Below are 20,370 nucleotides of genomic sequence, written 5' to 3' on the forward strand. Positions count from 1 at the left end.
GGCCTCGCGGCAGCGGTCAGCGCTCCAGCAGGCGGACGCTGTCGATCAGTTGCCGGGGGGCACGTGCGCCGCCGAGGCTCTTCGCCTGGTACATGGCGGCGTCGGCACGGCTGAGCGCGTCGGTGAGCTGGGCCGGGCCGGTCACCGGGGCGAGCCCGACGGAGGCGGTGACGCGGACGCTGCACCCGTTGAGCCGAATCGGCGCGGCGACGGTCTCGCTGAGGCGGCGGGTGGCGTGCTCGATCCAGCGCCTGTCGACGGTGGGGCTGGAGAGCAGCCCGGCGAACTCGTCGCCGCCGAGGCGGGCGACGAGGTTGTCTCCGGCGAAACCGGCGAGGCGGTCGGCCACGCTGATCAGCACCTGGTCGCCGGCGGCGTGCCCGTACCGGTCGTTGATCTGCTTGAAGTCGTCCAGGTCGAGCACGACGGCGATCAACGGCTCGCCGGCCGCGTCGGTGAGCAGGGTGGCGGCCAGGCGGTAGAAGGCGCGTCGATTGGGCAGACCGGTGAGCGGGTCGTGGCTCGCGGCGTGCCGCTCGGCCGCGAGCTCGGCTTGGAGGTGGTCGATCTCGGCCTCGGCGCGCACCGCGCGTCGGCGCAGTTGCCAGGAGGAGACCAGCGCGCCGGCGGCACAGAGGCCGGAGGCGACACTCATCGGATCCGGCACGAACCCCCCCATCGCCTCGACCGCCTCCAGCCTCCGGTCGACGCGGCTCGCCGCGTCGGGCCACGTTTTGCCTGATGGTCACCCCTCTCGGGGTAACTCAACGTGAACGGATGGCCACCGATCATGTGCGTTATCATGCTCGCCGTCCGATGCAGATGCAATAGCAGATGCACGTGCACGACGGTCCAATGTCGATACCGCACCCCCTCGCCGTCACCGCTCCTCCCACGGCCACCGGCGGGCTCGTGAGCAGAAAGACGCCCTCATGCAACAGCCACCCAATGGCGTACCGATCCATCAGTTGCCCCCGCTGAGCTGGCAGAAGAGCCGCCGAAGCAACCCCAGCGGCAACTGCGTCGAACTCGCCGAACTGCCCGGGGGAGCGGGCATCGCGGTCCGCAACTCACGACATCCGGAGGGGCCGGCCCTGATCTACACAGTGGATGAGATCGCCGCCTTCGTGCTCGGCGCACGGGACGGCGACTTCGACCATCTGATCAACTAGGCGTTCGGTGGCGGAGGTCGTCCCGCCGACGAGACCGAATCGCCGGTCCGGAGGAGTTCAACTCACTGTCGGTCCATGGCATGCTTACACGTCGGCCGGCCCGGGTGTCCGGGCACCGTGGGTCGGTATGCGGAGGTCCGCACGTGACGATGGTTCCCGCCGAGGGCGGTCCGACAACCGGGCCGACCGTGCTGCGCATTCTGCTTGGCGCCCAGTTGCGCCGCCTGCGGGAGTCCAGCGGGGTGACCCGGGAGGGCGCCGGCTGGGAGATTCGCTCCTCCGAATCCAAGATCAGTCGGATGGAGCTGGGCCGGGTCGGCTTCAAGGAACGCGATGTTTCCGACCTGCTGACCCTCTACGGCGTCACCGAGGACCACGAGCGCGAGGCGCTGCTCAAGCTCGCGCGCGACGCCAACAGCCCCGGCTGGTGGCACCGCTACGGCGACGTGTTGCCGACCTGGTTCCAGTCGTACCTGGGGCTGGAGGCCGCGGCCGCGCTGATCCGCAGCTACGAGGTGCAGTTCGTGCCGGGCCTGTTGCAGACCCGGGAGTACGCCCGGTCGGTCGTGCTGCTCGGGCACGGCACGGCCGACCCGGCTGAGATCGACCGACGCGTCGCCCTGCGGATGCGGCGTCAGCAGTTGCTCCGCCGGGAGAACCCGCCGCAACTCTGGGCCGTCGTGGACGAGGCGGCGTTGCGCCGCCCGATCGGTGGTCCTGCGGTCATGCGCGGCCAGCTCGCCGCACTCATCGAGGCGACCAAGTCGCCCAACATCCGGCTCCAGGTCATCCCGTTCGCCGCCGGTGGCCACGCCGCCGCCGGGGGCGCCTTCACCATCCTGCGCTTCGGTGACCAGGAGCTGCCCGACATCGTCTACATCGAACAGCTCACCAGCGCCATCTACCTCGACAAGCGTGACGACCTGGATTACTACGCGGTGGCCATGGAACGGCTCTGCGTCGAGGCCGAGCCGCCGGAGCGTACGCCGGAAATTCTCGGCCGACTGCTGGACGACCTCTATCCCGCGTGAACGTCGGGTGGGGCCACGCCCCGCCCGACGTGGCACTAACATGGTCGGCGAACGGCTACAGTGGACACACGTCATTGCGGGGGCTGCCTTGACCACCGATGCTGCGGGCACGACGGCCGGCTCGCCCAGCGACCGGATCGACACATCCGTGGCGCACCCGGCCCGCCGCTACAACTACTGGCTGGGCGGCAAGGACAACTTCCAGGCCGATCGGGAGTCCGGCGACGCGATAACGGCCGCCTTCCCGACCGTCCGCACCGCCGCCCTGGAAAACCGCCGCTTCCTGCAGCGGACGGTGGGATACCTGGCCCGTGAGGCCGGCATCCGGCAGTTCCTCGACATCGGCACCGGCATCCCGACCGCCGACAACACCCACGAGGTCGCCCAGGCCATCGAGCCGGAATCCCGGGTGGTCTACGTGGACAACGACCCGATCGTGCTGGCCCACGCCCGCGCGCTGCTGAGCAGCTCGACGGCGGGTGCCACCGCCTACATCGACGCCGACCTGCGCGACCCGCAGCGGATCCTCGCGCACCCGGAGCTGAGCCGCACCATCGATCTGTCGCAGCCGGTCGCGCTCATGCTGGTCGCGGTTCTGCACTTCCTGCCCGACGACGACGACCCGTACGCGCTGGTGCGGCAGTTGCTCGACGCGCTGCCGGCCGGCAGCTACCTGGCCGCCTCGCACGGCACCCACGACTACCTTCCGCCGGCAGTCGCCGCGGACTTCAGGGCGAAGGCGCGAAGCGGCGGCCCGCACGGGCTGATCAACCTGCGCGCCCGTGACGAGTTCGCCCGCTTCTTCGCCGATCTCGAGTTGGTCGAGCCGGGCATCACCTCGGTCGCCGAGTGGCGGGCGGAGAGCGAGCCGCCGCCACGTCCCTCGGCCGTCGAGGTGAGCATGTACGGCGCGGTCGCCCGCCTGCCCTGACCCGGCTGGCCTCACCACGGTCCGGCAGCCCGCCGAGGAGAAGGTCCGGATCGCCGCCGAACTCCTGCTCGCTCCGCCCGTGGACGCCGCAGCACGCCGCGGTGCTCCTGACCCGGCCGAAACTCATTCCGGTACGCACGGGACGAACAGTGCAGGTCCGGGCACCGAGGGTGGTCGAGTGAGGCGTGGCCAGGCAGACTGGTGAGGCCATGTCGCCCTTCATGCCTACTCTCCGTCTCCACGACCGCTACGTACTGCACGAGCGGATCGGGCTCGGCGGCATGTCCGAGGTGTGGCGGGCCGACGACGACGTGCTGGGCCGGCCGGTCGCGATCAAGGTCCTCGCCGGGCAGCTCGCCGCCGACCCGCAACTGCGGGCCACCATCCAACGCGAGGCCCGCGCGGCCGCCCGGCTGACCCACCCCCACGTGACCCAGGTGTACGACTACGCCGAGGCGACCCTGGCCAGCGGCGTCGTGGTCCCCTACCTGGTGATGGAACTCGTCGACGGCCACAACCTGGCCGACCGGCTGCGGTCCGGGCCGCTGCCCTGGCCGGAGGCGGTCCGAGTGGCCGGGCAGATCGCCGCCGCGCTCGCCGCCGCGCACCGCATCGGCGTCGTGCACCGCGACGTCAAGCCGGGCAACGTCATGCTCACCGACACCGGTGCCAAAGTGCTCGACTTCGGCATCGCCGCGCTCGGCGGGCTCGACGGTCAGTCCGGCGAGCCGCTGATGGGCACACCCGCCTACTTCGCCCCGGAGCGACTCACCGCCGGCCCACCCGACCCGGCCAGCGACGTGTACGCCCTCGGCGCGCTGCTCTATCGCGCCCTCACCGGGCAGGCGCCGCTGCCCGTGCAGAGCTGGGAGGACGCGCTGGAGGTGCACCGGCGCGGCACTCCGGTGCCGCCGCTGCGGGTGCCTGGCCTACCCGCCGACATCGCCGAGCTGACCGTCGCCTGCCTGGCCGCCGACCCGGCCCGCCGGCCGAGCGCCGCGCAGTTGGCTCGCCGCTTCGGCGCCGGCCAGCCGATCGAGCCGCCCACCGAGCTGCTGCGCATCCTGCCGGCGGCCCACCCTCCCACGTTGATCGACCGCTCGGTGGCGCGTCCCGTCCCGGTTGCCCCCGTGCCGGCCCGCCGCCGATCGCGCCGTCCCCTCGCAGTGCTGGTCGCGGCCGCTGTCGCCGTGCTGGTCGGCCTGGGCGTCCTGCTAACCGAGGACCCGTTCGGCAACCCGGCCACACCCAACCCGGCCGAGGTCGCCGGTCCGCCGTCGACCTCCGCCCCGGCGCCCGCGCCCACGACGCAGTCGCCGACGCCGGTGGCGCCGTCGTCCCCGCCGCCCGCCAGCAGCGCCGCGCCGCCGACCGTCGGGCAGCAGATGCCGGTCAGCCTCCGGGAGGTGACCAGCGAGTTCGGGTCCGTCCTCGCCGCGGCGGTCGCCCGGGGGGACGTCGACCCGAAGACCGCCGAAGATCTGCGCGACGACCTCACCGACCTGAGTCGCCGTACCCGAGACCGGGCCAAGCGCGTCGCCGACCTGCGCGAACACATCGCCGAACTGGTGGACCGCGACCGGCTACCAGCGCAGACGGGCGCCCAACTCGACGCGTTGCTGACCCAGGCCAGCACCTTTTCCACCGGCCGTACGGACGACTGATACCTGTGCCTATGCCGCTGGCATGATGTCCCGATGCGGACACGTCTGATCTTCGTGCGACATGGCGAGTCACTCCACCAGCTCGAAGGAATCGTGGGTGGGCCACGGGGTTGTCGGGGCCTCACCGCCCTCGGCCACGAGCAGGCACACGACCTGGCCAACCGGCTCACCGGTGACGTTGCTGCCGACGGACCAGTAGCGGTCTACTCGTCGGTCCTGCGCAGGGCCGTCGAGACGGCGCAACCGATCGGCGCGGCGCTCGGCGTCCGACCGGTTGCCGACTGTGGTCTGTGCACCTGGCACACACCCCCGTACGCCGACGGCCTGCCGACCGCCCGCTTCCGTACCGAACACGCGGTGGCCGGTGGGGGTGTGTTCCGGCCGTTCGAGGAGGGCAACGAGAGCTGGGCCGAACTGGTGGTCCGCGTCAGCCGCGCGATCATGGAGATCGCCCACCGGCACCGGGGCGCCACCGTCGTCCTGGTCGGCCACAGCGAGACCGTGGAGGGAGCCTTCCATGCGCTCGCCGCGCAGCCGATCTTTCGGGCGTTCGACCTGGACGTGCCCCCGGCCTCGATCACCGAATGGACCACCGACCACGATCCCGGCGGTTGGCCGCCGGCCCGCTGGACGCTACGTCGCTTCGCCGACACCGGCGGGTGGCCTAGGGCGTGATCCAGTACCGCCGTGGCGGACCGAGGTCGGTGTCCCGGATGCCCTCCAGGACGCCGCCGCAGCGCTCGATCGTCTTCGCCGACCCGATGTTGGATGTCGCCGGCACGGCGAGGTCGTCCCCCGGCGCCCGCCGGCCGTAGTCTCACCGGATGACGACAACGCAGACGCACACCCTCGCCGTACCCGGCGTCGACCTGGTCTACGACGTCCGCGGCCCGCTACCCCCGTCCGGCGGGCGCCCCGCGCTGCTCATGATCGGCCAGCCGATGACGGCGGAGGGCTTCAACGCTCTTGCCCCACACTTCACGGACCGCACGGTTGTCACCTACGACCCGCGGGGCCTGGGCCGCAGCGTCCGCACGGACGGCCGCACCGACCACACACCGCAGCAGCAGGCAGCCGACCTGCACCTGCTGATCGAGGCGCTCGGCGCCGGCCCGGTCGAGGTGTTCGCCAGCAGTGGCGGTGCGGTGACGGCACTCGAACTCGTCGCGACCTACCCGGGTGACGTCGTCACGTTGGTGGCGCACGAACCACCGATCAACGCGGTGCTCCCCGACGCCAGCGCCGCCGAGCGCGCACGGGCCGACTTCTACGAGGCGTACCAGGCCAAGGGCACCGGCGCCGGCATGGCCGCGTTCATCGCGATGACGTCGTGGCAGGGCGAGTTCACCGATGCCTACTTCGGGCAGCCCGTTCCCGACCCGGCGACGTTCGGGCTGTCGACCGAGGACGACGGCACCCGCGACGATCCGCTGCTGTCGGACCTTTCGTGGGCGATCAGCGACTACCGCCCCGACGCGGGCCTGCTCACCGCGGCGCCGACGCGGATCGTGGTCGCGGTCGGCGAGGAGTCGGCGGGGACGTACACCGCGCGTACGGCCCTCGGCCTGGCGGCCATGCTGGGCCAGCAGGCCGTGGTGTTCCCGAGTCACCACGGCGGCTTCCTCGGTGGTGAGTTCGGATACGCGGGCAAGCCCGAGGAGTTCGCGGCACGGTTGCGGGAGGTGCTGGACGCCGGGTGACCGCGCGCACTACTCGTTCAGGAGTTGCTCACGCAGGATCTCGGCGTGCCCGCAGTGCTGGGCGAGCTCGCGCAGCACGTGCAGGTACACCCAGCGCAGCGGCAGTGGGCCACGCCGATGGCCACGAAGCACGTCATCCAGGCTCAACGAGGACGTCGCGCGGCGGGAGGCTTCGCAGGCCTCCCGGTGTGCTCGTTGGATGCTGGCGATCGTGTCGGCGTCGTCGAGGATGAACGACTCGTCCGGCGTCGCGGGAATGCCGATCTCGGCACGGGACCGGCACGTGACGGCCTCGTCGAACCAGACCTTCTCGACGAACGCGGCGTGCTTCACCAGACCCAGCAGTGTGGTCCGCGACGGCACCAACGATCGCCGCGCCTGCTCCTCGGTCAGCCCGTCCAGGTAGCCGTTGAGCGCTCTGCGGTGCTCGTCGATGAACGCCTCGAACTGCGCCTTGGCCGGTTGGCCGATGACGTCGTCGGCGAAGGTCGGCGGAAAGGTGGTCATCCGCGAAGCATCCCAAGGTCATGGTCGAGGCGCAAACAGCAGCCACTCAGCCGAACGAGACGAGAGCACCCCGCTCGTCGAAGCGGGCCGTGCCGGCCCAGGCGATCTCCCAGCGGTTGCCCTCCGGGTCGGCAATGTAGCCGGAGCGCCCACCCCAGGGCCGGTCGGTCGGCTCCGCCACCACCGTCGCGCCGGCGGCGACCGCTGCAGCAAATGCCAGGTCGACCTCCTCTCGGCTGTCGACGTTGCAGGCCAAGGTGACACCGGACCACCCGCCGGCCGGATCGGGCACACCCGGCGCCGCCTCGGCGGCCAGCTCCGGCAGCGGGAAGAGCGCGAACAGGACGCCACCGAGCAGGAAAGCCGACCAACTGTCGTCACTGGCCGGCAGCTCGGACCAACCCAGTGACCGATAGAACGACCGCAGCGCGCCGATGTCGCGTGCCCCCAGCGTGACCACTGACAGTCGAGAGGGGAGTGTGCCCATGCGGATGATCCTGCCCCAGGCGTACGACACTCCGCCCGGCAAACGCAGATGCTGCCTTCAGGTGATCGCGACGCTGATCAGCTCGTCCGGCTCGGTGCCCGCCCGCGCGTGCACCTCGCCGGCCGGCGTCCAGACCCCCGACTGCCCGGCCGCCTCGGTGTAGCCGCCGCCGGTCGCCCCGGCGAAGCTTGCTATCGCCACCCAGACCCGGTGCGCGGCAACGATCCGCTGCGCCCGCTCGTCCACCACGGCGGCATCACTTGCCAATTCCAGAACTCCCGCCGCGTACACGTCGATCCCGAGTGCGGCGGTGCGCGCCGCGTGCGCGGCGACACCGGTGTCCTTGCAGATCGCCAGCCCCACCCGCCAGCCGTCCACATCGAGCACGGCGGGCGTGTCGCCCGGCCGGAACCGGCGGGACTCCGCGTCACCCAGCCACATCTTCCGGTACGCCACCGACACCCCGTCGCCGGTCACCGCCAACATCGCGATGTGGTCGCCGGCGACGGGCGCGCCCGCCAGCGCCAGCGTTCCCGTCTCGGCGCAGGCCTCAACCAGCGGCGCCAACCGTGGGTCGTCGACCGCCACGACCGGCCCGTCCAACTCGTACCCCGTCAGCGACAGCTCCGGAAAGAGCACCACCCGGGCACGCGCCGCGCGGACGGCGGCGGCGTGCGCCCGAGCGTTCGCCGCGACATCCAGGGGTACGCACAGCGGCTGCACCGCCGCGAGCCGCAGCGGGGTGCGGGTTTCCGCATCCCTGCCGGTGTGGTCATCCTGCGTGGTCGGGTGGTCAACCGCATGGTCGACTCTCAGGATCACTTCGTACGGTGGGCGCATGATTCGAACGTCCCACGCCGTGCTCGCCACCGGAACCCCCACCGCCGCAGCGGAACCGCCACAGGGTGGGATCGTCGGATACGTCAGTGACCTGGTGGAACGGCTGGGCGGCCCGGGCGCCGGCCTGGCGGTGGCGTTGGAGAACCTGTTCCCGCCGATCCCCAGCGAGGTGATCCTGCCGCTGGCCGGGTTCGTCGCGGCGCAGGGCCGGATCAGTCTGATCGGTGCGATCTTCTGGACCACGCTGGGTTCGGTGGTGGGCGCGCTGGCGCTCTACCTGATCGGCGCGTCGCTCGGTCGCGACCGGATGCGCGCCATCGTGGCCCGGCTGCCACTGGTCAAGCTCAGCGACGTGGACCGGACCGAGGCGTGGTTCCTCCGGCACGGCGTGAAGGCCGTCTTCTTCGGCCGGATGATTCCGATCTTCCGGAGCCTGATCTCCATTCCGGCCGGGGTGGAGCGCATGCCGGTGGCCACGTTCCTGCTCTACACCACGTTGGGCAGCCTGATCTGGAACTCCACCTTCGTGCTCGCCGGCTACCTGCTCGGCGACAACTGGCACCTCGTCGAGGGGTACGTCGGCGTGCTCCAGAAGGTGGTGATCGTGGTCTGCGTGGCGGCGGCCGCCTGGTTCGTCGGCTCCCGCGTGCTGCGAGCCCGCCGCGCCGCCCGCAACCCCGAGATGGCCGAATCCGGCATCCCCGGTCCCGGCGAGCCCGCGCCCGGGGTGCCTGATCCCGGCGGGCGCGGGACGCTCTATCGGAGTGGCACCTGGGCCTCCGACGACCACTAGCCCCGATTCGGACATAAGGTCGCTTACTGTCGCCAGATCCCGGCCGTGCCGAGCTAGCTGGGTGGGGCGGGGGGTCGCGGGGGCGTGATCGACTCCATGTCGCCGATGTGGGGGTGTCGCGCGCCGGGGATACCGCAATGTCGGCGATCTGGAGTGGATCAGGCGGGTGATCCGCGACGCGAGGGCTACCTGTGCCGGGCGTATGGTGGTTTGTCCGGTCCGGGGAGGTCGGACCTGCCCGACCCCATCGTGTGTGGCGGATGGGTCGCGGGGGGTGGGCGGGGTGGTCGCCGGGGGTGGCGGGGGCGTGATCGACTCCATGTCGCCGATGTGGGGGTGTCGCGCGCCGGGGATACCGCAATGTCGGCGATCTGGAGTGGATCAGGCGGGTGATCCGCGACGCGAGGGCTACCTGTGCCGGGCGTATGGTGGTTCGCCCGGTTTAGGGCGGCCTGGCCTGTGACCGGTGGCATCCGTGGCCCGGAATCATGGCCGGGCCGGGGTCGTTACACACCCTGACGATCGCAGCACCACCGGCCGGCCCCGTGCGTTGGGGTGCTGGTCGCGGGGTTGGAATGCCGACCCCCACCGGGTCGTTGTGATCCCCACGAACGGCCGCCCGGCCGCCGCCTCGACGAGGCTGCTGATGGACGGGCCGCCCCCGGAATGACCCCGGCCCCCGGGTCGTTACACACAGACCCGGCGCCGCAAGCCCTCGCTCGTGGCCCACCCCGGGGAATGACTCCGGACCGCGGGTCGTTACACACAGACCCGGCGCCGCAAGCCCCCCGCTTGCAGGCCGCCGCCCCCGGCGCACGAGCCCCCCGCTTGTAAGCGCCGACCCCTTGCAGACTTTTCCCGTTAGTGCAGCGCCCGGACGAGGTGCTCACACCCGGCACGCCTTCCCCCTGGTGTGTGGGTGTCCTTACCCCCGAAGGAGCTACCCCCATGAACACGATCATGCGTAAGAGTGTCCTGTCCGTTGCGGGTCTCGCGTTCGCCGGTGGTGTCTTCGCCGGTCCGATCGCCGCCCACGCCAACCCGGCCGTGGACGCCAAGCCCGCCGCTGTCGCGGTGCAGGCTGACAAGCCGGACACCGCCAAGCTGATCCCGCACGGCACCCAGGGCGACCAGTCCCACATCACCCTCGACGACGAGCAGGTCGGCAACGCGAAGGCGATCATCGCGGCCACGAAGAAGGCCGGCCTGCCCGAGCGGGCCGCGGTCATCTCGATCGCCACGAGCCTGCAGGAGTCGAAGCTGGAGAACCTGGGCCACCTCGGCGACATGAACGACCACGACTCGCTGGGCCTGTTCCAGCAGCGCCCGTCCAGTGGTTGGGGTACTCCGGAGCAGATCACCGACCCGGCCTACTCGACCACCGCGTTCCTCAAGGGCCTCAAGCAGGTTGATGGGTGGCAGGACATGCCCCTGACCCAGGCCGCGCAGACCGTCCAGGTCTCCGCCTACCCCGACGCCTACGCCCAGTGGGAGCAGCAGGCCGCCGACCTCGTCGGCCAGTACTGGAACAGCTGACCCCCGCACCACCCGAACACCCGACCGCTGGCCGGCACCCCGAAACCCGGGGTGCCGGCCACCGGCATACCCAGGCTGGGGTGCGCGCTCCACGCTCAGCCGAACCGCCGAACCGCCGAACCGCCGATCAAGCCGACGGCGACCAGCGGTCAGAAGAGGACCGTGGCGAGGGTGCCGATCGGTTGGAAGCCGCAGCGCTCGTAGACCCGGCGGGCCGGAAGGTTGAAATCGTTGACGTACAGGCTGACGGTGGGGGCGACTCGCAGCAGCGCATCGCGGACCACGGCTGCCATGGCGGCCGTGGCGATCCCTCGACCCCGCCATTCCGGTGCCACCCAGACGCCCTGGACCTGCGCCGTCCGTTTGGTGACCACGGCCAGTTCGGCCTTGAACACGACTTTGCCGTCGACGAAGCGGGCGTACGCCCGGCCGGAGCGGACCAGGTCGTTGACCCGTCGGCGGTAGCTGCGCCCGCCGTCCTCGGCCAGCGGGGAGACGCCGACTTCTTCGGTGTACATGGCCACCGCCGCCGGGAAGAGTCGGTCGACCTCGCCGGGGCGGACCCGGCGTACCTCCGGGTCGGCAGGTACGGATGGCAGGGCGTCGGCGGCCAGCAGTGGCTGGTTGGGGCGGACGTCTCGGGCTGGCCCCCAGGTGTCGGAGAGCCGGTCCCACAGCCCGAGGACGGCGTCCGCACGACCGACGATGGACGAGCAGAGTCGTTCCTCGCCCGCGAGTAGGTCGGCGAAGGCGGCCACCGCGGCGTCGGTCGCCAGCACCGGAGTCAGGTTGCCGCCGAGCCAGCAGAGCGATTCCAGGTTGCGGCGGGCGCCGTACCCCAGGATCCTGCCCTCGGCCCGCCACCAGGAGAGTCCGCGCGCGGCGATCCGCTCGGCGACCTGCGCGCCCGCGAACGGGTCGTGGTCGAGTAGTCGCTCGACCGCGCGGCGCTCCGATTCCCCGAGTTGCCGTACCGGCACCGTCAGCACGACTCCCAGCCTGCCAGATCGACCCCCCGCTCCGCCGGTCGAGTGACGATGCCGCAATCAGACGGTCGCCGGTTCTGCGGGCTCGCTGACCGGCCGAGTCCGGCCGGCCCAGCGGACGACCGGCGGCACCAGTGCCCCGAGCAGGAGGAACAGGGCACCGAGCACAAGCCAGCCCGGTACGCCCCAACCGAGCGCGAGGGTGGTCACCACGACCGGCGCGAGCATCTTGCCCAGTTCGTAGCCCATGCCGTACGCCCCCTGGTACTGCCCCTGGGCGTCCGCTGGTGCCAGCCCGAAGGAGATGCCCCAGCCGGCAGCGGAGTGCCACAACTCCCCGATCACGTGGGCGAGCGCTCCGACGCCGAGCAGGCCCACGGCGCCGGCGGTTGGTAGCGCGCCGCTGGCGGCGAAGAGTACGCAGGCCAGGGCGATGGCCACGCCCGCTCGACGGGAGGCGCGGGCGGCTCCGGGCAGGGTGGCGGCGGTGCGCGCGACGCGGACCTGTAGGAGCACCACCAGCACGGTGTTGACAAGCGTCAACGCGGAGATCATCCAGGCGGGTGCCCGGGTGTGGTCGGCGATCCACAGCGGCAGGGCGATGGTGAGCAGGCTGAAGTGCATCGACATCAGCCCGTCGACCAGGGTGAAGGCGAGGAACGGACGGTCCCGCAGGGCGATCAGCCGGGGGCCGTGCGTGGGGGCGGCGATCGGGGCGACGGCGGGCAGTCGGAGGAAGATCGCCGCTGCGGCCAGTGACGCTGCCGCTGCGGTGAGGATCAGCGCGACGTACCCGGTTCGGGTGTCGGCGGCGATGGCGAAGCCGCCGAGGACGGCACCGACGGAGATTCCGACGTTGGTGGTGGCCCGCAGGTAGGCGCGGGTGCGTACCCGCTGGTCGGCCGGGAGCGCTCCGGCGATGAGCGCGCCTCGGGCACCGCGTTCGATCGCGTCGGCGAGCGCGGTGGCGGTGCCCACCAGCACGAACGTGGGGAACGACCGGACGGCGATCAGACCGATGGTCATCATGCCGGCGGCGAACAGCGCCCCGACCTGGACGCCGCGCGGGCCGACGCGGTCGGCCAGGTAGCCGCTCGGCGTGCTGGCCAGGACACCGACCAGCGCCGAGATGGTCAGTCCGATACCCACCTGGGTCGCCGACAGGCCGACCGAGCGGGTGAGGAAGAGGGCGCTCGCGACGAGCCAGAGGCCCCGGCCGACGGTCTTGACCAGGGTGCCGACGGTGAGGACCCGGGCCGGGCCCGGCGGGGGAAGCAGGTGCATGATCGGCACTTTAGCAAGACGTACGTACGGTTTACAAAGAGAGGGTTGTCGGCGATGCATTGCCGATATATCGTTGATGCATCAGCGACAGTACGAAGAGAGGAAGAACCCGATGAGGTTCCACCGAGAGCACCACCCGATGCACGAGGCCCGGATGCGTGGATTCGGCTTCCCGCCGATCCCGCCCGGCCCGCACGGCCACGAGCGCGGACACGGCGGCCCCTGGGGCGGTCGGGGGCGTGGACGGGGTCGACGCCCCAACGTCCGAGGCGCCGTGCTGGCCCTGCTCACCGAGCGGCCGATGCACGGCTACGAGATGATCCAGGAGATCGACTCCCGCACCGGCGGTGCGTGGCGGCCGAGCCCGGGCTCGATCTACCCCACCCTCCAGCTACTGGAGGACGAGGGCGTGATCGTCGCCAGCACGGAGGAGTCCGGCGGCGGGCGCAAGCGGTTCACGGTCACCGAGGTCGGTCAGGCGGAAGCCACCGAGGCCGCGCAGACCCCACCGTGGGCGGACGTCGCCCAGGGCACGGTGAGCAGCTGGCACGACATCCGGGACTCCGGCGCGCAGGCGATGAACGCCCTGCGCCAGGTGATGATGAACGGCACCGACGACCAGCGTGAGCGGGCCGCCCAGGTGCTCGACGAGACCCGCCGCAAGCTGTACGCGATCCTCGCCGAATCCGAGTGACGCGAAGCCGCACCTCAGCACCGGCCTGCCACGCACCGGCGGGTCGGGGAGACGAGAAAGCGGCCGTTCCCTGTTGGGAACGGCCGCTTTTTCCACCTGGAAAATCAGTGCACGGTGACGGTCGGGCCGGTGACCAGCCCGCGCAGCTCCTCGGGAAGCTCGGCGCCCATCTCGTCGGCGATTCGCAGCGCCTCCTCGATCAGCGTCTCCACGATCTGCGCCTCGGGCACCGTCTTGACGACCTGCCCCTTGACGAAGATCTGGCCCTTGCCGTTGCCGGAGGCGACGCCGAGGTCGGCCTCGCGAGCTTCGCCCGGACCGTTGACGACACAGCCCATCACGGCGACCCGCAGCGGCACCGGCAGTCCTTCCAGACCGGCGGTGACCTCTTCGGCGAGCTTGTAGACGTCCACCTGGGCGCGTCCGCAGGACGGGCAGGAGACGATCTCCAGGCCCCGCTCACGCAGGCCCAGCGACTCCAGGATCTGGTTGCCGACCTTGATCTCCTCGACCGGCGGGGCGGACAGCGACACCCGGATGGTGTCGCCGATCCCCTCGGCGAGCAGGGCGCCGAAGGCGACCGCCGACTTGATGGTGCCCTGGAAGGCCGGGCCGGCCTCGGTGACGCCGAGGTGCAGCGGGTAGTCGCACTGCTCGGCGAGCTGCCGGTACGCCCGGATCATCACGACCGGGTCGTTGTGCTTGACCGAGATCTTGATGTCGCGGAAGCCGTGCTCCTCGAACAGCGAGCACTCCCACAGCGCCGACTCGACGAGCGCCTCGGCGGTGGCCTTGCCGTACTTGGCCAGCAGCCGCTTGTCCAGCGAGCCGGCGTTGACGCCGATCCGGATCGGAGTGCCGGCGGCGGAGGCCGCTGCCGCGATCTCCTTGACCTTGTCGTCGAACTGGCGGATGTTGCCCGGGTTGACCCGGACGGCCGCGCAGCCGGCGTCGATGGCGGCGAAGACGTACTTGGGTTGGAAGTGGATGTCGGCGATCACCGGGATCTGCGACTTCTTGGCGATCGCGGGCAGCGCCTCGACGTCGTCCTGTGATGGCACGGCCACCCGGACGATCTGGCAGCCGGACGCGGTCAGCTCGGCGATCTGCTGGAGGGTGGCGTTGATGTCGGAGGTGAGGGTCGTGGTCATCGACTGCACGGACACCGGCGCACCACCACCCACCGGCACCGAACCGACCATGATCTGGCGGCTGGCCCGGCGGGGAGCGAGCGGCGGGGGCGGCATGGCGGGGATACCGAGACGGACAGCGGTCACTTCAGCACTCACCTTGGGAAGAGCGTGATCGGGTTGACGACGTCCGCGGTGATGGTCAGCAGCGTGAACACGCCACCGATCAGAATCACCACGTACGTGAAGGGCATCAGCTTGAGGTAGTCGACCCGGCCGGGGTCGGCGCGGCCGATCCGTGCGTACAGCCAGGAGCGTGCCCGTTCGAACCAGGCGATGGCGATGTGGCCACCGTCCAGTGGGAGCAGCGGCAGCAGGTTGAACACGCCGATGAAGAAGTTCAGCGAGATGAACAGCGTCACGAACAGCAGCCACGCCTTGTTGGCGAACGCCTCGCCGCCGAGGCGGCTGGCGCCGACGACGCTGATCGGGGTGTCCACGTCACGTTCGCCGCCGGTGATGGCGGTCCACAGGGCGGGGACCTTCTGCGGCAGTCGCTGCAACGCCTGGACGGTGCCGACGGCCAGCTCGCGGGTGAAGTCGCCGGTGGCGCCGAAGGCCGCGACCGGCCCGTACGTCACGCGGGTCGGGGTGGTGACGGTGAGCGCGACGCCGAGCGCGGCGACCGGGCCGACAGCACCCTTCGGGTCGTCGATCGGGGGACGCTGCGTCTGCGCCAGCACCGTGCTGGTCTGGCCGGGCTGCCCGTCGCGGACGTACCCGATCTGCGCGGTCTCACCCGGCTTCAGGGCCCGCAGGCTCGCGAGCATCTCACCGTAGTTGTTGATCGGCTTGCCGTTGAGCGAGGTGATCCGGTCGCCGTCCCGCAACTGGGCCTGGGCGGCGGGACTTGCCGCGTCACCCGGCGCGCAGGCGCGGGGCGTGCTGTCCGGCACCACACAGTCGGAAATCGAGATGACCGCCGGCTCCTGCCGGATCTCCGCGTCGTTCGTGGGGAACTTGGGGTTGGGCAGGCCCAGGGAGACGGCCGCCACCCAGATGGCGATCAGTGCCAGCGCGAAGTGGGTGATCGAGCCCGCGGACATGACGATCGTGCGCTTCCACACCGGGAAGCGCCACATCGCCCGCGGCTCGTCGGCCGGATCGACGTCGTCGTCCTGCGCGGTCATCCCGACGATCTTGCAGAAGCCGCCGAGCGGGATCCCCTTGAGGCCGTACTCCGTCTCACCCCGCTTGAACGACCAGACGGTGGGGCCGAAGCCGACGAAGTACTTTGTGACCTTCATCCCGAACGCCTTGGCGGTGAGCATGTGCCCCGCCTCGTGCAGGCTCACCGAGATGAGGATGGCCAGGGCGAAGATCGCCACCCCGAGCAGGTTTGCCATCAATTTCCTTCCACCGGACCCGCGATGATCTCCTGCGCGTGCGCGCGTGCCCACGACTCAGCCGTGAGCACGTCCTCGACGGTACCTGGTTCGTCGAAGTCCGGAGCCTCCTCCAACACGCGTTCGAGGGTGTCGACGATGCCGAGGAACGGCAGCCGGCCCGCCACGAACGCCGCCACGCACTCCTCGTTCGCCGCGTTGTAGATCGCCGGCCGGCAGCGCCCGGCCTCGCCGGCGGCCTTGGCCAGTGCGACCGCCGGGAACGCCTCGTCGTCGAGCGGGGCGAACTCCCAGGTGTGGGAGGCCGTCCAGTCGACCGCGGCGGCGGCGCCCGGCACCCGGTCCGGCCAGCCCAGCGCGACCGCGATGGGCAGCCGCATGTCCGGTGGGCTGGCCTGGGCGATCGTCGACCCGTCGACGAACTCGACCATCGAGTGGATCACCGAGGTCGGGTGCACCATCACGGTGATGTCGGCGTAGGGCACGTCGAACAACTCGTGCGCCTCGATCACCTCAAGCGCCTTGTTGACCATGGTGGCCGAGTTGATCGTGATGACCTTCCCCATGTTCCAGGTCGGGTGCGCGAGCGCCTGCTCGGGCGTGACCTGCGTCAACTCGTCGCGGGTCCGGCCCCGGAACGGGCCGCCGCTGGCGGTGACGATCAACCGACGCACCTCCGGGCGCGTCCCGCTGCGCAGGCACTGCGCCAACGCGGTGTGCTCCGAGTCGACCGGAACGATCTGCCCCGGCCGCATCACCGCGGCCTTGACCAGCGGGCCGCCGGCCACGAGCGACTCCTTGTTGGCCAACGCGAGAGTACGACCACCACGCAGCGCGGCCAGCGTAGGAGCGAGGCCCAGCGAGCCGACGACCCCGTTGAGCACGATGTCGCACGGCCACTGGGCCAGCTCGGTCATCGCGTCCGGGCCGGCCACGATCTTCGGAAGCTTGAAGTCGCCGGTGGCCCAGCCACGCCGGCTCGCCTCGGCGTAGAACGCGAGTTGGAGGTCCTGCGCGGCGGACGCCTTGGCGACCCCGACCGCTTCGACGCCCAGTTCGAGGGCCTGCGCGGCGAGCAGCTCGACGTTACCGCCGCCGGCACCCACCGCGACCACCCGAAACCGGTCCGGATTGCGCCGGACGATGTCGATGGCCTGCGTGCCGATCGAGCCAGTGGACCCGAGCAGAACAAGGTCGCGGGGGGAAGTCACGCGGCCATTCTTCCCCACTGCCGCTGTACGCCCGCTGGGAGCCTCAGCCCTCCCCGCCGTCCGGCTCCTCCTCGTCCAGCAACTCGGCCGGGTCGATGGAGAATTCGAACGGCTCCCGCATCGCGAAGGTGCTCCCTGCCGCAGCGGCGGCCAGCGGCCGGTACTCCCCGTCGACCAGCTCCAGCAGCGCCATGGTGGGCACCCGATTGCGCAGGTCGACCCGGAGGAAGAACGGCACCCCGGCGGCGGCGTACTCCCGGGGTCTGTCGATCACGTCCTTGCGCCGATTTCCGGGCGACACGATCTCCCCCAGCAGCACCGCCTCGGCGATGGGGACCGTCGTGCGGCCACCGCCTGATTTGCGCAGCACAGCGATGTCGGGGATGAAGAGGTCATCCCCGGAGATGACGTTGATCTCCGGGTAGACCCAGAAGCCGGCCTTCCGCGCAGCACGGTGCAGCACGTACGGCAACTCCCGCTCGACCGACTGATGATCGATTCCCGCGTGTGGTGTCACGATCACGCTTCCGCTCAGGACCTCAACCTTGGGGCCGCTGGTCTCCGGCAACAGGTCGAGGGCGAGCTGCGCAGTCCAGGGTTCGTCGTGCCACCGCAGCACGTCGAACGACGGCTCGGTGTCCTGCGGCGCCGGCTCCGGCGCGAACGCTGCCTGGGCCATCCGGGCTCACCCCCTCAGCGGACCATCCTGCTCAGCTCAGCCTAGTCGCGCAGCCCCGACAACAGGCACATCGCACGCGGTGTCCGCCAACGGGCGTGCGGGCTTCACGCCCCGCCGACCCACCCCGCCCCCGACCCCGGCCCGCCGACGTCGATCGGCCGCGCATCGACGGAGATCTTGGACACTTTCCGTTCCGCGCGGACGGAAAGTGTCCAAGATCTGCGCGCCCGTCCCTCAGCTGGACGGAATCTTGGGACCGGGGCCGACCGCGATCAGATGACCCTCGGTGAGGACGATGATCTGGTCGGCGGCGACCGAGACGATCCGGCCGACCTGTTGGGGCAGAGCGACGGACCAGATCGTGTGGCCTGTCTCGATCTCCCAGACCCGAAGAGTCCGGTCGGCGCAGCTGGTGGCGACCACCGGGACACCATCGAGGACCGTTGGCCGTATCGCCAAGACCTTGTTCGGATGGGCCAGGGCCGGTCCGGACGGCTCCCCGGTGGCGATGTCGGCGCAGGTGACGGTGTCGTCCACGGCCACGATCACGACGGAGCCGAACACATCCAATCCGGTGACGGCCGCCGGTCCGGGCCAGTCCAGGCGCCTGACGGCGGGGTGGTTGGGTCGCTCGGCGAATCGGCCTGGTGGGGTGATCTCATTCAGGTCGGCGCTGTCGAACCAACGAATCCCGCCGCCTTCGGTGCCGGCCAGTACCACGGTGCGGCCGTGCAGGTCAGCGAGCGCAAGCGAGATCGTCCCGTATACGTCGGCCAGTTGGAGCGAAGCGCGCAGCGTCAGGGTGGCCGCGTCCCAGACAGCGAGTACACCTTTATCGTTTGTCGCCGCTATGAGGCCGTTGCCGGTGGCGATCAACCGAGGTCCTGCTGGGCTCAGCGACGACTCGGCTGCGGTGTGGGTATCGCCAGTGGCCGGGTCGACGGTCGTCGGGCCGCACTCCGACACGACGACAAGGAGATCCCGGTCGCCTGCGGTGACAACTCCCGGTCGGGGGTACCAGACTGCGGTCCGGAGTGTGATTCTCCGTTCGGCGGCCGGGTCGCCGAACCTCCGCCCATCGGCCGCGTCGATGACCTCGAACGAGCCGTCCGCGTCCACGGCGATGATCGCGGGCCGCCCGTCGATCGTGGCTGGGACGGCGTCTCGGAAGTACGGCCGGTCCTTGTCGTCCTGCGCGAGGGGATCGGTCAACTCAAGGAGGTTGGTCCGCACGTCCCCCGCCGCGAAGACGAACGTGCCGTGCACGGCGACCCTGTCGACGCGGTGGGTGAAGTCAGTCCGAATCGTCCCGCGCACCGTGCCGTCCCGAAGGTCCATGATGCGCAGCGCCGAGTCCTCGTCGAGCACCACACAGGCCCCGCCAGCGATGAAGACCAGCGCTTCGCGTAGGCGTGCCGCGGTGGCAAACTGTGCCACCGGTGCCGCCGCGACAGGATCCCAGACGGTCAGTAGGCCCTCTTCGGCGACTGTCACCGCCCGCCGCTGACCGTCCAGCACCGTCCAGCCGCCGCAACCCGTCTGCGCGGGCACAGCCACCTCGCCGGTGCGACGGAACCCGTCGAGGTCATGGAAGCACAGCGTCTCCGTGAATCTGTCCTCGCCGCCGAGGCTCAACACGGTCGGAGCGCTGTCGGTGCTGATCGCCACGCGGGTGACATGACCGCTGTGGGCGGCGGTCCTGCCCAGCAGCCGACCGTCGGCCAGATCCCACTTCAGCAGATAGCCGTCCTTGGTGCCGGTGACCGCCACTCCGGCACCGATCGCGAGGCTCCGCAGGGGCGCCGCGCGGAGGGGAATGGCATCCGGGTCGGTCGCCAGTAGCAGCATCCCCGTCACGAGGTCCCACACGAGCAGCCGCTCGTCCTCCACGGCGACGACTGTCGCATCGTCGAACACGGCGTCCCAGTAGAAAGACTCGTGTCGGCCCTCCAGGCGCAGCCGTTGCGCCTCGCCGCCGGCAAGGGGCATCCGGTAGATGCTGCCGTCGACCATCGCCCAGGCGTACGTGTCGTCCACGCGAACCGCCCTGATCGAGTACGCGAACTGATGCACCTGCCGCAGCGCAGGGCTCAACGGCTCGCCGGCCGTCCACCGGGGCAGCAGCGCCCCGGGCGCCTCGGCCCGTAGTTGATCGGCACGAGCCGTCCGTCCACTGCGTAACAGCGCCACGATGTGTTCGAACCGGTCCACCCCGCACCCTCCCCAGAAATCGCGGGGAGGCTAACCCGGGCCTGCGACAGATCTTGGAGGGAAATCGCCCCTCCCGGGGCCGAATTCTTCCAAGATCTCGGTGAACGA

Annotated in this window: 20 protein-coding genes; 9 read left to right on the forward strand and 11 right to left on the reverse strand. The window is 70.8% G+C overall.

Annotated features, from left to right (window positions below; all coding sequences use genetic code 11):
• Positions 1-16 precede the first annotated feature (16 nt).
• Entirely contained in the window at positions 17-667 is a 651-nt protein-coding gene (locus C7C45_RS04585; protein ID WP_110562530.1) for a GGDEF domain-containing protein, read from the reverse strand.
• 265 nt (positions 668-932) lie between these two features.
• On the opposite strand from C7C45_RS04585, the gene C7C45_RS04590 reads away from it, so the two are divergent.
• From C7C45_RS04590 to C7C45_RS04620, 6 genes are all read left to right on the forward strand, one after another.
• Positions 933-1,172 carry a DUF397 domain-containing protein gene (locus tag C7C45_RS04590; RefSeq protein ID WP_074309213.1) on the forward strand — a complete coding sequence of 80 codons (240 nt, stop codon included), beginning with the start codon at positions 933-935 and terminating at the stop codon, positions 1,170-1,172.
• Between the two features lie 149 nt (positions 1,173-1,321).
• Positions 1,322-2,203 (forward strand): helix-turn-helix domain-containing protein, encoded by an 882-nt coding sequence (locus C7C45_RS04595; RefSeq protein WP_425271113.1) that lies wholly within the window; start codon positions 1,322-1,324, stop codon positions 2,201-2,203.
• An 88-nt stretch (positions 2,204-2,291) separates the two neighbouring features.
• Positions 2,292-3,134 carry an SAM-dependent methyltransferase gene (locus tag C7C45_RS04600; protein WP_110562361.1) on the forward strand — a complete coding sequence of 281 codons (843 nt, stop codon included), beginning with the start codon at positions 2,292-2,294 and terminating at the stop codon, positions 3,132-3,134.
• Positions 3,135-3,355: 221 nt separating this feature from the next.
• Positions 3,356-4,798, forward strand: coding sequence for a serine/threonine-protein kinase (locus C7C45_RS04605; protein WP_244200240.1), 1,443 nt, complete (start codon positions 3,356-3,358; stop codon positions 4,796-4,798).
• Positions 4,799-4,831: 33 nt separating this feature from the next.
• On the forward strand, positions 4,832-5,473 hold the full coding sequence (locus C7C45_RS04610; RefSeq protein WP_110562363.1) for a histidine phosphatase family protein: 642 nt from the start codon (positions 4,832-4,834) through the stop codon (positions 5,471-5,473).
• Positions 5,474-5,622: 149 nt separating this feature from the next.
• Positions 5,623-6,498: an alpha/beta fold hydrolase gene (locus C7C45_RS04620; RefSeq protein ID WP_110562364.1), complete on the forward strand. Its 876-nt coding sequence runs from the start codon at positions 5,623-5,625 to the stop codon at positions 6,496-6,498.
• A 9-nt stretch (positions 6,499-6,507) separates the two neighbouring features.
• Here the strand turns inward: C7C45_RS04620 and C7C45_RS04625 are convergent, their stop codons facing one another.
• From C7C45_RS04625 to C7C45_RS04635, 3 genes are read right to left on the reverse strand one after another with little or no spacing between them, the layout of a single operon-like run.
• Positions 6,508-7,005, reverse strand: a complete 498-nt coding sequence (locus C7C45_RS04625; RefSeq protein WP_110562365.1) for a DinB family protein — start codon at positions 7,003-7,005, stop codon at positions 6,508-6,510.
• A gap of 46 nt (positions 7,006-7,051) precedes the next feature.
• Positions 7,052-7,492, reverse strand: a complete 441-nt coding sequence (locus tag C7C45_RS04630) for a VOC family protein (protein ID WP_110562531.1) — start codon at positions 7,490-7,492, stop codon at positions 7,052-7,054.
• A gap of 57 nt (positions 7,493-7,549) precedes the next feature.
• Positions 7,550-8,332: a carbon-nitrogen hydrolase family protein gene (locus tag C7C45_RS04635; RefSeq protein ID WP_110562366.1), complete on the reverse strand. Its 783-nt coding sequence runs from the start codon at positions 8,330-8,332 to the stop codon at positions 7,550-7,552.
• Between C7C45_RS04635 and C7C45_RS04640 the strand changes: the two genes are divergently transcribed.
• The gene (locus tag C7C45_RS04640) at positions 8,331-9,125 is read left to right on the forward strand and encodes a DedA family protein (RefSeq protein ID WP_110562367.1); all 795 of its coding nucleotides are present in this window, start codon (positions 8,331-8,333) and stop codon (positions 9,123-9,125) included. The two genes, C7C45_RS04635 and C7C45_RS04640, sit on opposite strands and share 2 nt — an antisense overlap.
• A 948-nt stretch (positions 9,126-10,073) precedes the next feature.
• Positions 10,074-10,661, forward strand: coding sequence for a hypothetical protein (locus tag C7C45_RS04645; protein WP_110562368.1), 588 nt, complete (start codon positions 10,074-10,076; stop codon positions 10,659-10,661).
• A 149-nt stretch (positions 10,662-10,810) separates the two neighbouring features.
• Here the strand turns inward: C7C45_RS04645 and C7C45_RS04650 are convergent, their stop codons facing one another.
• The gene (locus tag C7C45_RS04650; RefSeq protein ID WP_110562369.1) at positions 10,811-11,650 is read right to left on the reverse strand and encodes a GNAT family N-acetyltransferase; all 840 of its coding nucleotides are present in this window, start codon (positions 11,648-11,650) and stop codon (positions 10,811-10,813) included.
• Positions 11,651-11,707: 57 nt separating this feature from the next.
• A complete protein-coding gene (locus C7C45_RS04655) occupies positions 11,708-12,931 on the reverse strand; it encodes an MFS transporter (RefSeq protein ID WP_110562370.1) in 1,224 nt (407 codons plus the stop codon).
• Positions 12,932-13,043: 112 nt separating this feature from the next.
• On the opposite strand from C7C45_RS04655, the gene C7C45_RS04660 reads away from it, so the two are divergent.
• A complete protein-coding gene (locus tag C7C45_RS04660; protein ID WP_110562371.1) occupies positions 13,044-13,625 on the forward strand; it encodes a PadR family transcriptional regulator in 582 nt (193 codons plus the stop codon).
• A 104-nt stretch (positions 13,626-13,729) separates the two neighbouring features.
• Here the strand turns inward: C7C45_RS04660 and ispG are convergent, their stop codons facing one another.
• The 5 genes from ispG to C7C45_RS04685 form a co-directional block, all read right to left on the reverse strand.
• Positions 13,730-14,902: a flavodoxin-dependent (E)-4-hydroxy-3-methylbut-2-enyl-diphosphate synthase gene (gene ispG, locus C7C45_RS04665; RefSeq protein ID WP_110562372.1), complete on the reverse strand. Its 1,173-nt coding sequence runs from the start codon at positions 14,900-14,902 to the stop codon at positions 13,730-13,732.
• 8 nt (positions 14,903-14,910) lie between these two features.
• Complete coding sequence (locus C7C45_RS04670) at positions 14,911-16,161, reverse strand: M50 family metallopeptidase (protein WP_110562373.1); 1,251 nt, start codon at positions 16,159-16,161, stop codon at positions 14,911-14,913.
• The gene (dxr, locus tag C7C45_RS04675; protein WP_110562374.1) at positions 16,161-17,372 is read right to left on the reverse strand and encodes a 1-deoxy-D-xylulose-5-phosphate reductoisomerase; all 1,212 of its coding nucleotides are present in this window, start codon (positions 17,370-17,372) and stop codon (positions 16,161-16,163) included. Before dxr ends, C7C45_RS04670 begins: the two co-directional genes overlap by 1 nt.
• Positions 17,373-17,415: 43 nt before the next feature.
• A complete protein-coding gene (locus C7C45_RS04680; RefSeq protein WP_110562375.1) occupies positions 17,416-18,051 on the reverse strand; it encodes a Uma2 family endonuclease in 636 nt (211 codons plus the stop codon).
• Between the two features lie 234 nt (positions 18,052-18,285).
• Positions 18,286-20,262 carry a WD40 repeat domain-containing protein gene (locus tag C7C45_RS04685; protein WP_110562376.1) on the reverse strand — a complete coding sequence of 659 codons (1,977 nt, stop codon included), beginning with the start codon at positions 20,260-20,262 and terminating at the stop codon, positions 18,286-18,288.
• Positions 20,263-20,370 lie beyond the last annotated feature (108 nt).

Origin of the sequence: Micromonospora arborensis, assembly GCF_003205615.1 — a bacterium.
GTDB lineage: Bacteria > Actinomycetota > Actinomycetes > Mycobacteriales > Micromonosporaceae > Micromonospora > Micromonospora arborensis.

What these genes read in the sequence shown, in the direction of transcription:
- C7C45_RS04590 (WP_074309213.1), top strand. Translation starts at nt 933, where the DNA reads ATGCAACAGCCACCCAATGGCGTACCGATCCATCAGTTGCCCCCGCTG.
- C7C45_RS04595 (WP_425271113.1), top strand. Translation starts at nt 1,322, where the DNA reads ATGGTTCCCGCCGAGGGCGGTCCGACAACCGGGCCGACCGTGCTGCGC.
- C7C45_RS04605 (WP_244200240.1), top strand. Translation starts at nt 3,356, where the DNA reads ATGCCTACTCTCCGTCTCCACGACCGCTACGTACTGCACGAGCGGATC.
- C7C45_RS04610 (WP_110562363.1), top strand. Translation starts at nt 4,832, where the DNA reads ATGCGGACACGTCTGATCTTCGTGCGACATGGCGAGTCACTCCACCAG.
- C7C45_RS04620 (WP_110562364.1), top strand. Translation starts at nt 5,623, where the DNA reads ATGACGACAACGCAGACGCACACCCTCGCCGTACCCGGCGTCGACCTG.
- C7C45_RS04625 (WP_110562365.1), bottom strand. Translation starts at nt 7,005, where the DNA reads ATGACCACCTTTCCGCCGACCTTCGCCGACGACGTCATCGGCCAACCG.
- C7C45_RS04630 (WP_110562531.1), bottom strand. Translation starts at nt 7,492, where the DNA reads ATGGGCACACTCCCCTCTCGACTGTCAGTGGTCACGCTGGGGGCACGC.
- C7C45_RS04640 (WP_110562367.1), top strand. Translation starts at nt 8,331, where the DNA reads ATGATTCGAACGTCCCACGCCGTGCTCGCCACCGGAACCCCCACCGCC.
- C7C45_RS04635 (WP_110562366.1), bottom strand. Translation starts at nt 8,332, where the DNA reads ATGCGCCCACCGTACGAAGTGATCCTGAGAGTCGACCATGCGGTTGAC.
- C7C45_RS04645 (WP_110562368.1), top strand. Translation starts at nt 10,074, where the DNA reads ATGAACACGATCATGCGTAAGAGTGTCCTGTCCGTTGCGGGTCTCGCG.
- C7C45_RS04655 (WP_110562370.1), bottom strand. Translation starts at nt 12,931, where the DNA reads ATGCACCTGCTTCCCCCGCCGGGCCCGGCCCGGGTCCTCACCGTCGGC.
- C7C45_RS04660 (WP_110562371.1), top strand. Translation starts at nt 13,044, where the DNA reads ATGAGGTTCCACCGAGAGCACCACCCGATGCACGAGGCCCGGATGCGT.
- C7C45_RS04670 (WP_110562373.1), bottom strand. Translation starts at nt 16,161, where the DNA reads ATGGCAAACCTGCTCGGGGTGGCGATCTTCGCCCTGGCCATCCTCATC.
- C7C45_RS04680 (WP_110562375.1), bottom strand. Translation starts at nt 18,051, where the DNA reads ATGGCCCAGGCAGCGTTCGCGCCGGAGCCGGCGCCGCAGGACACCGAG.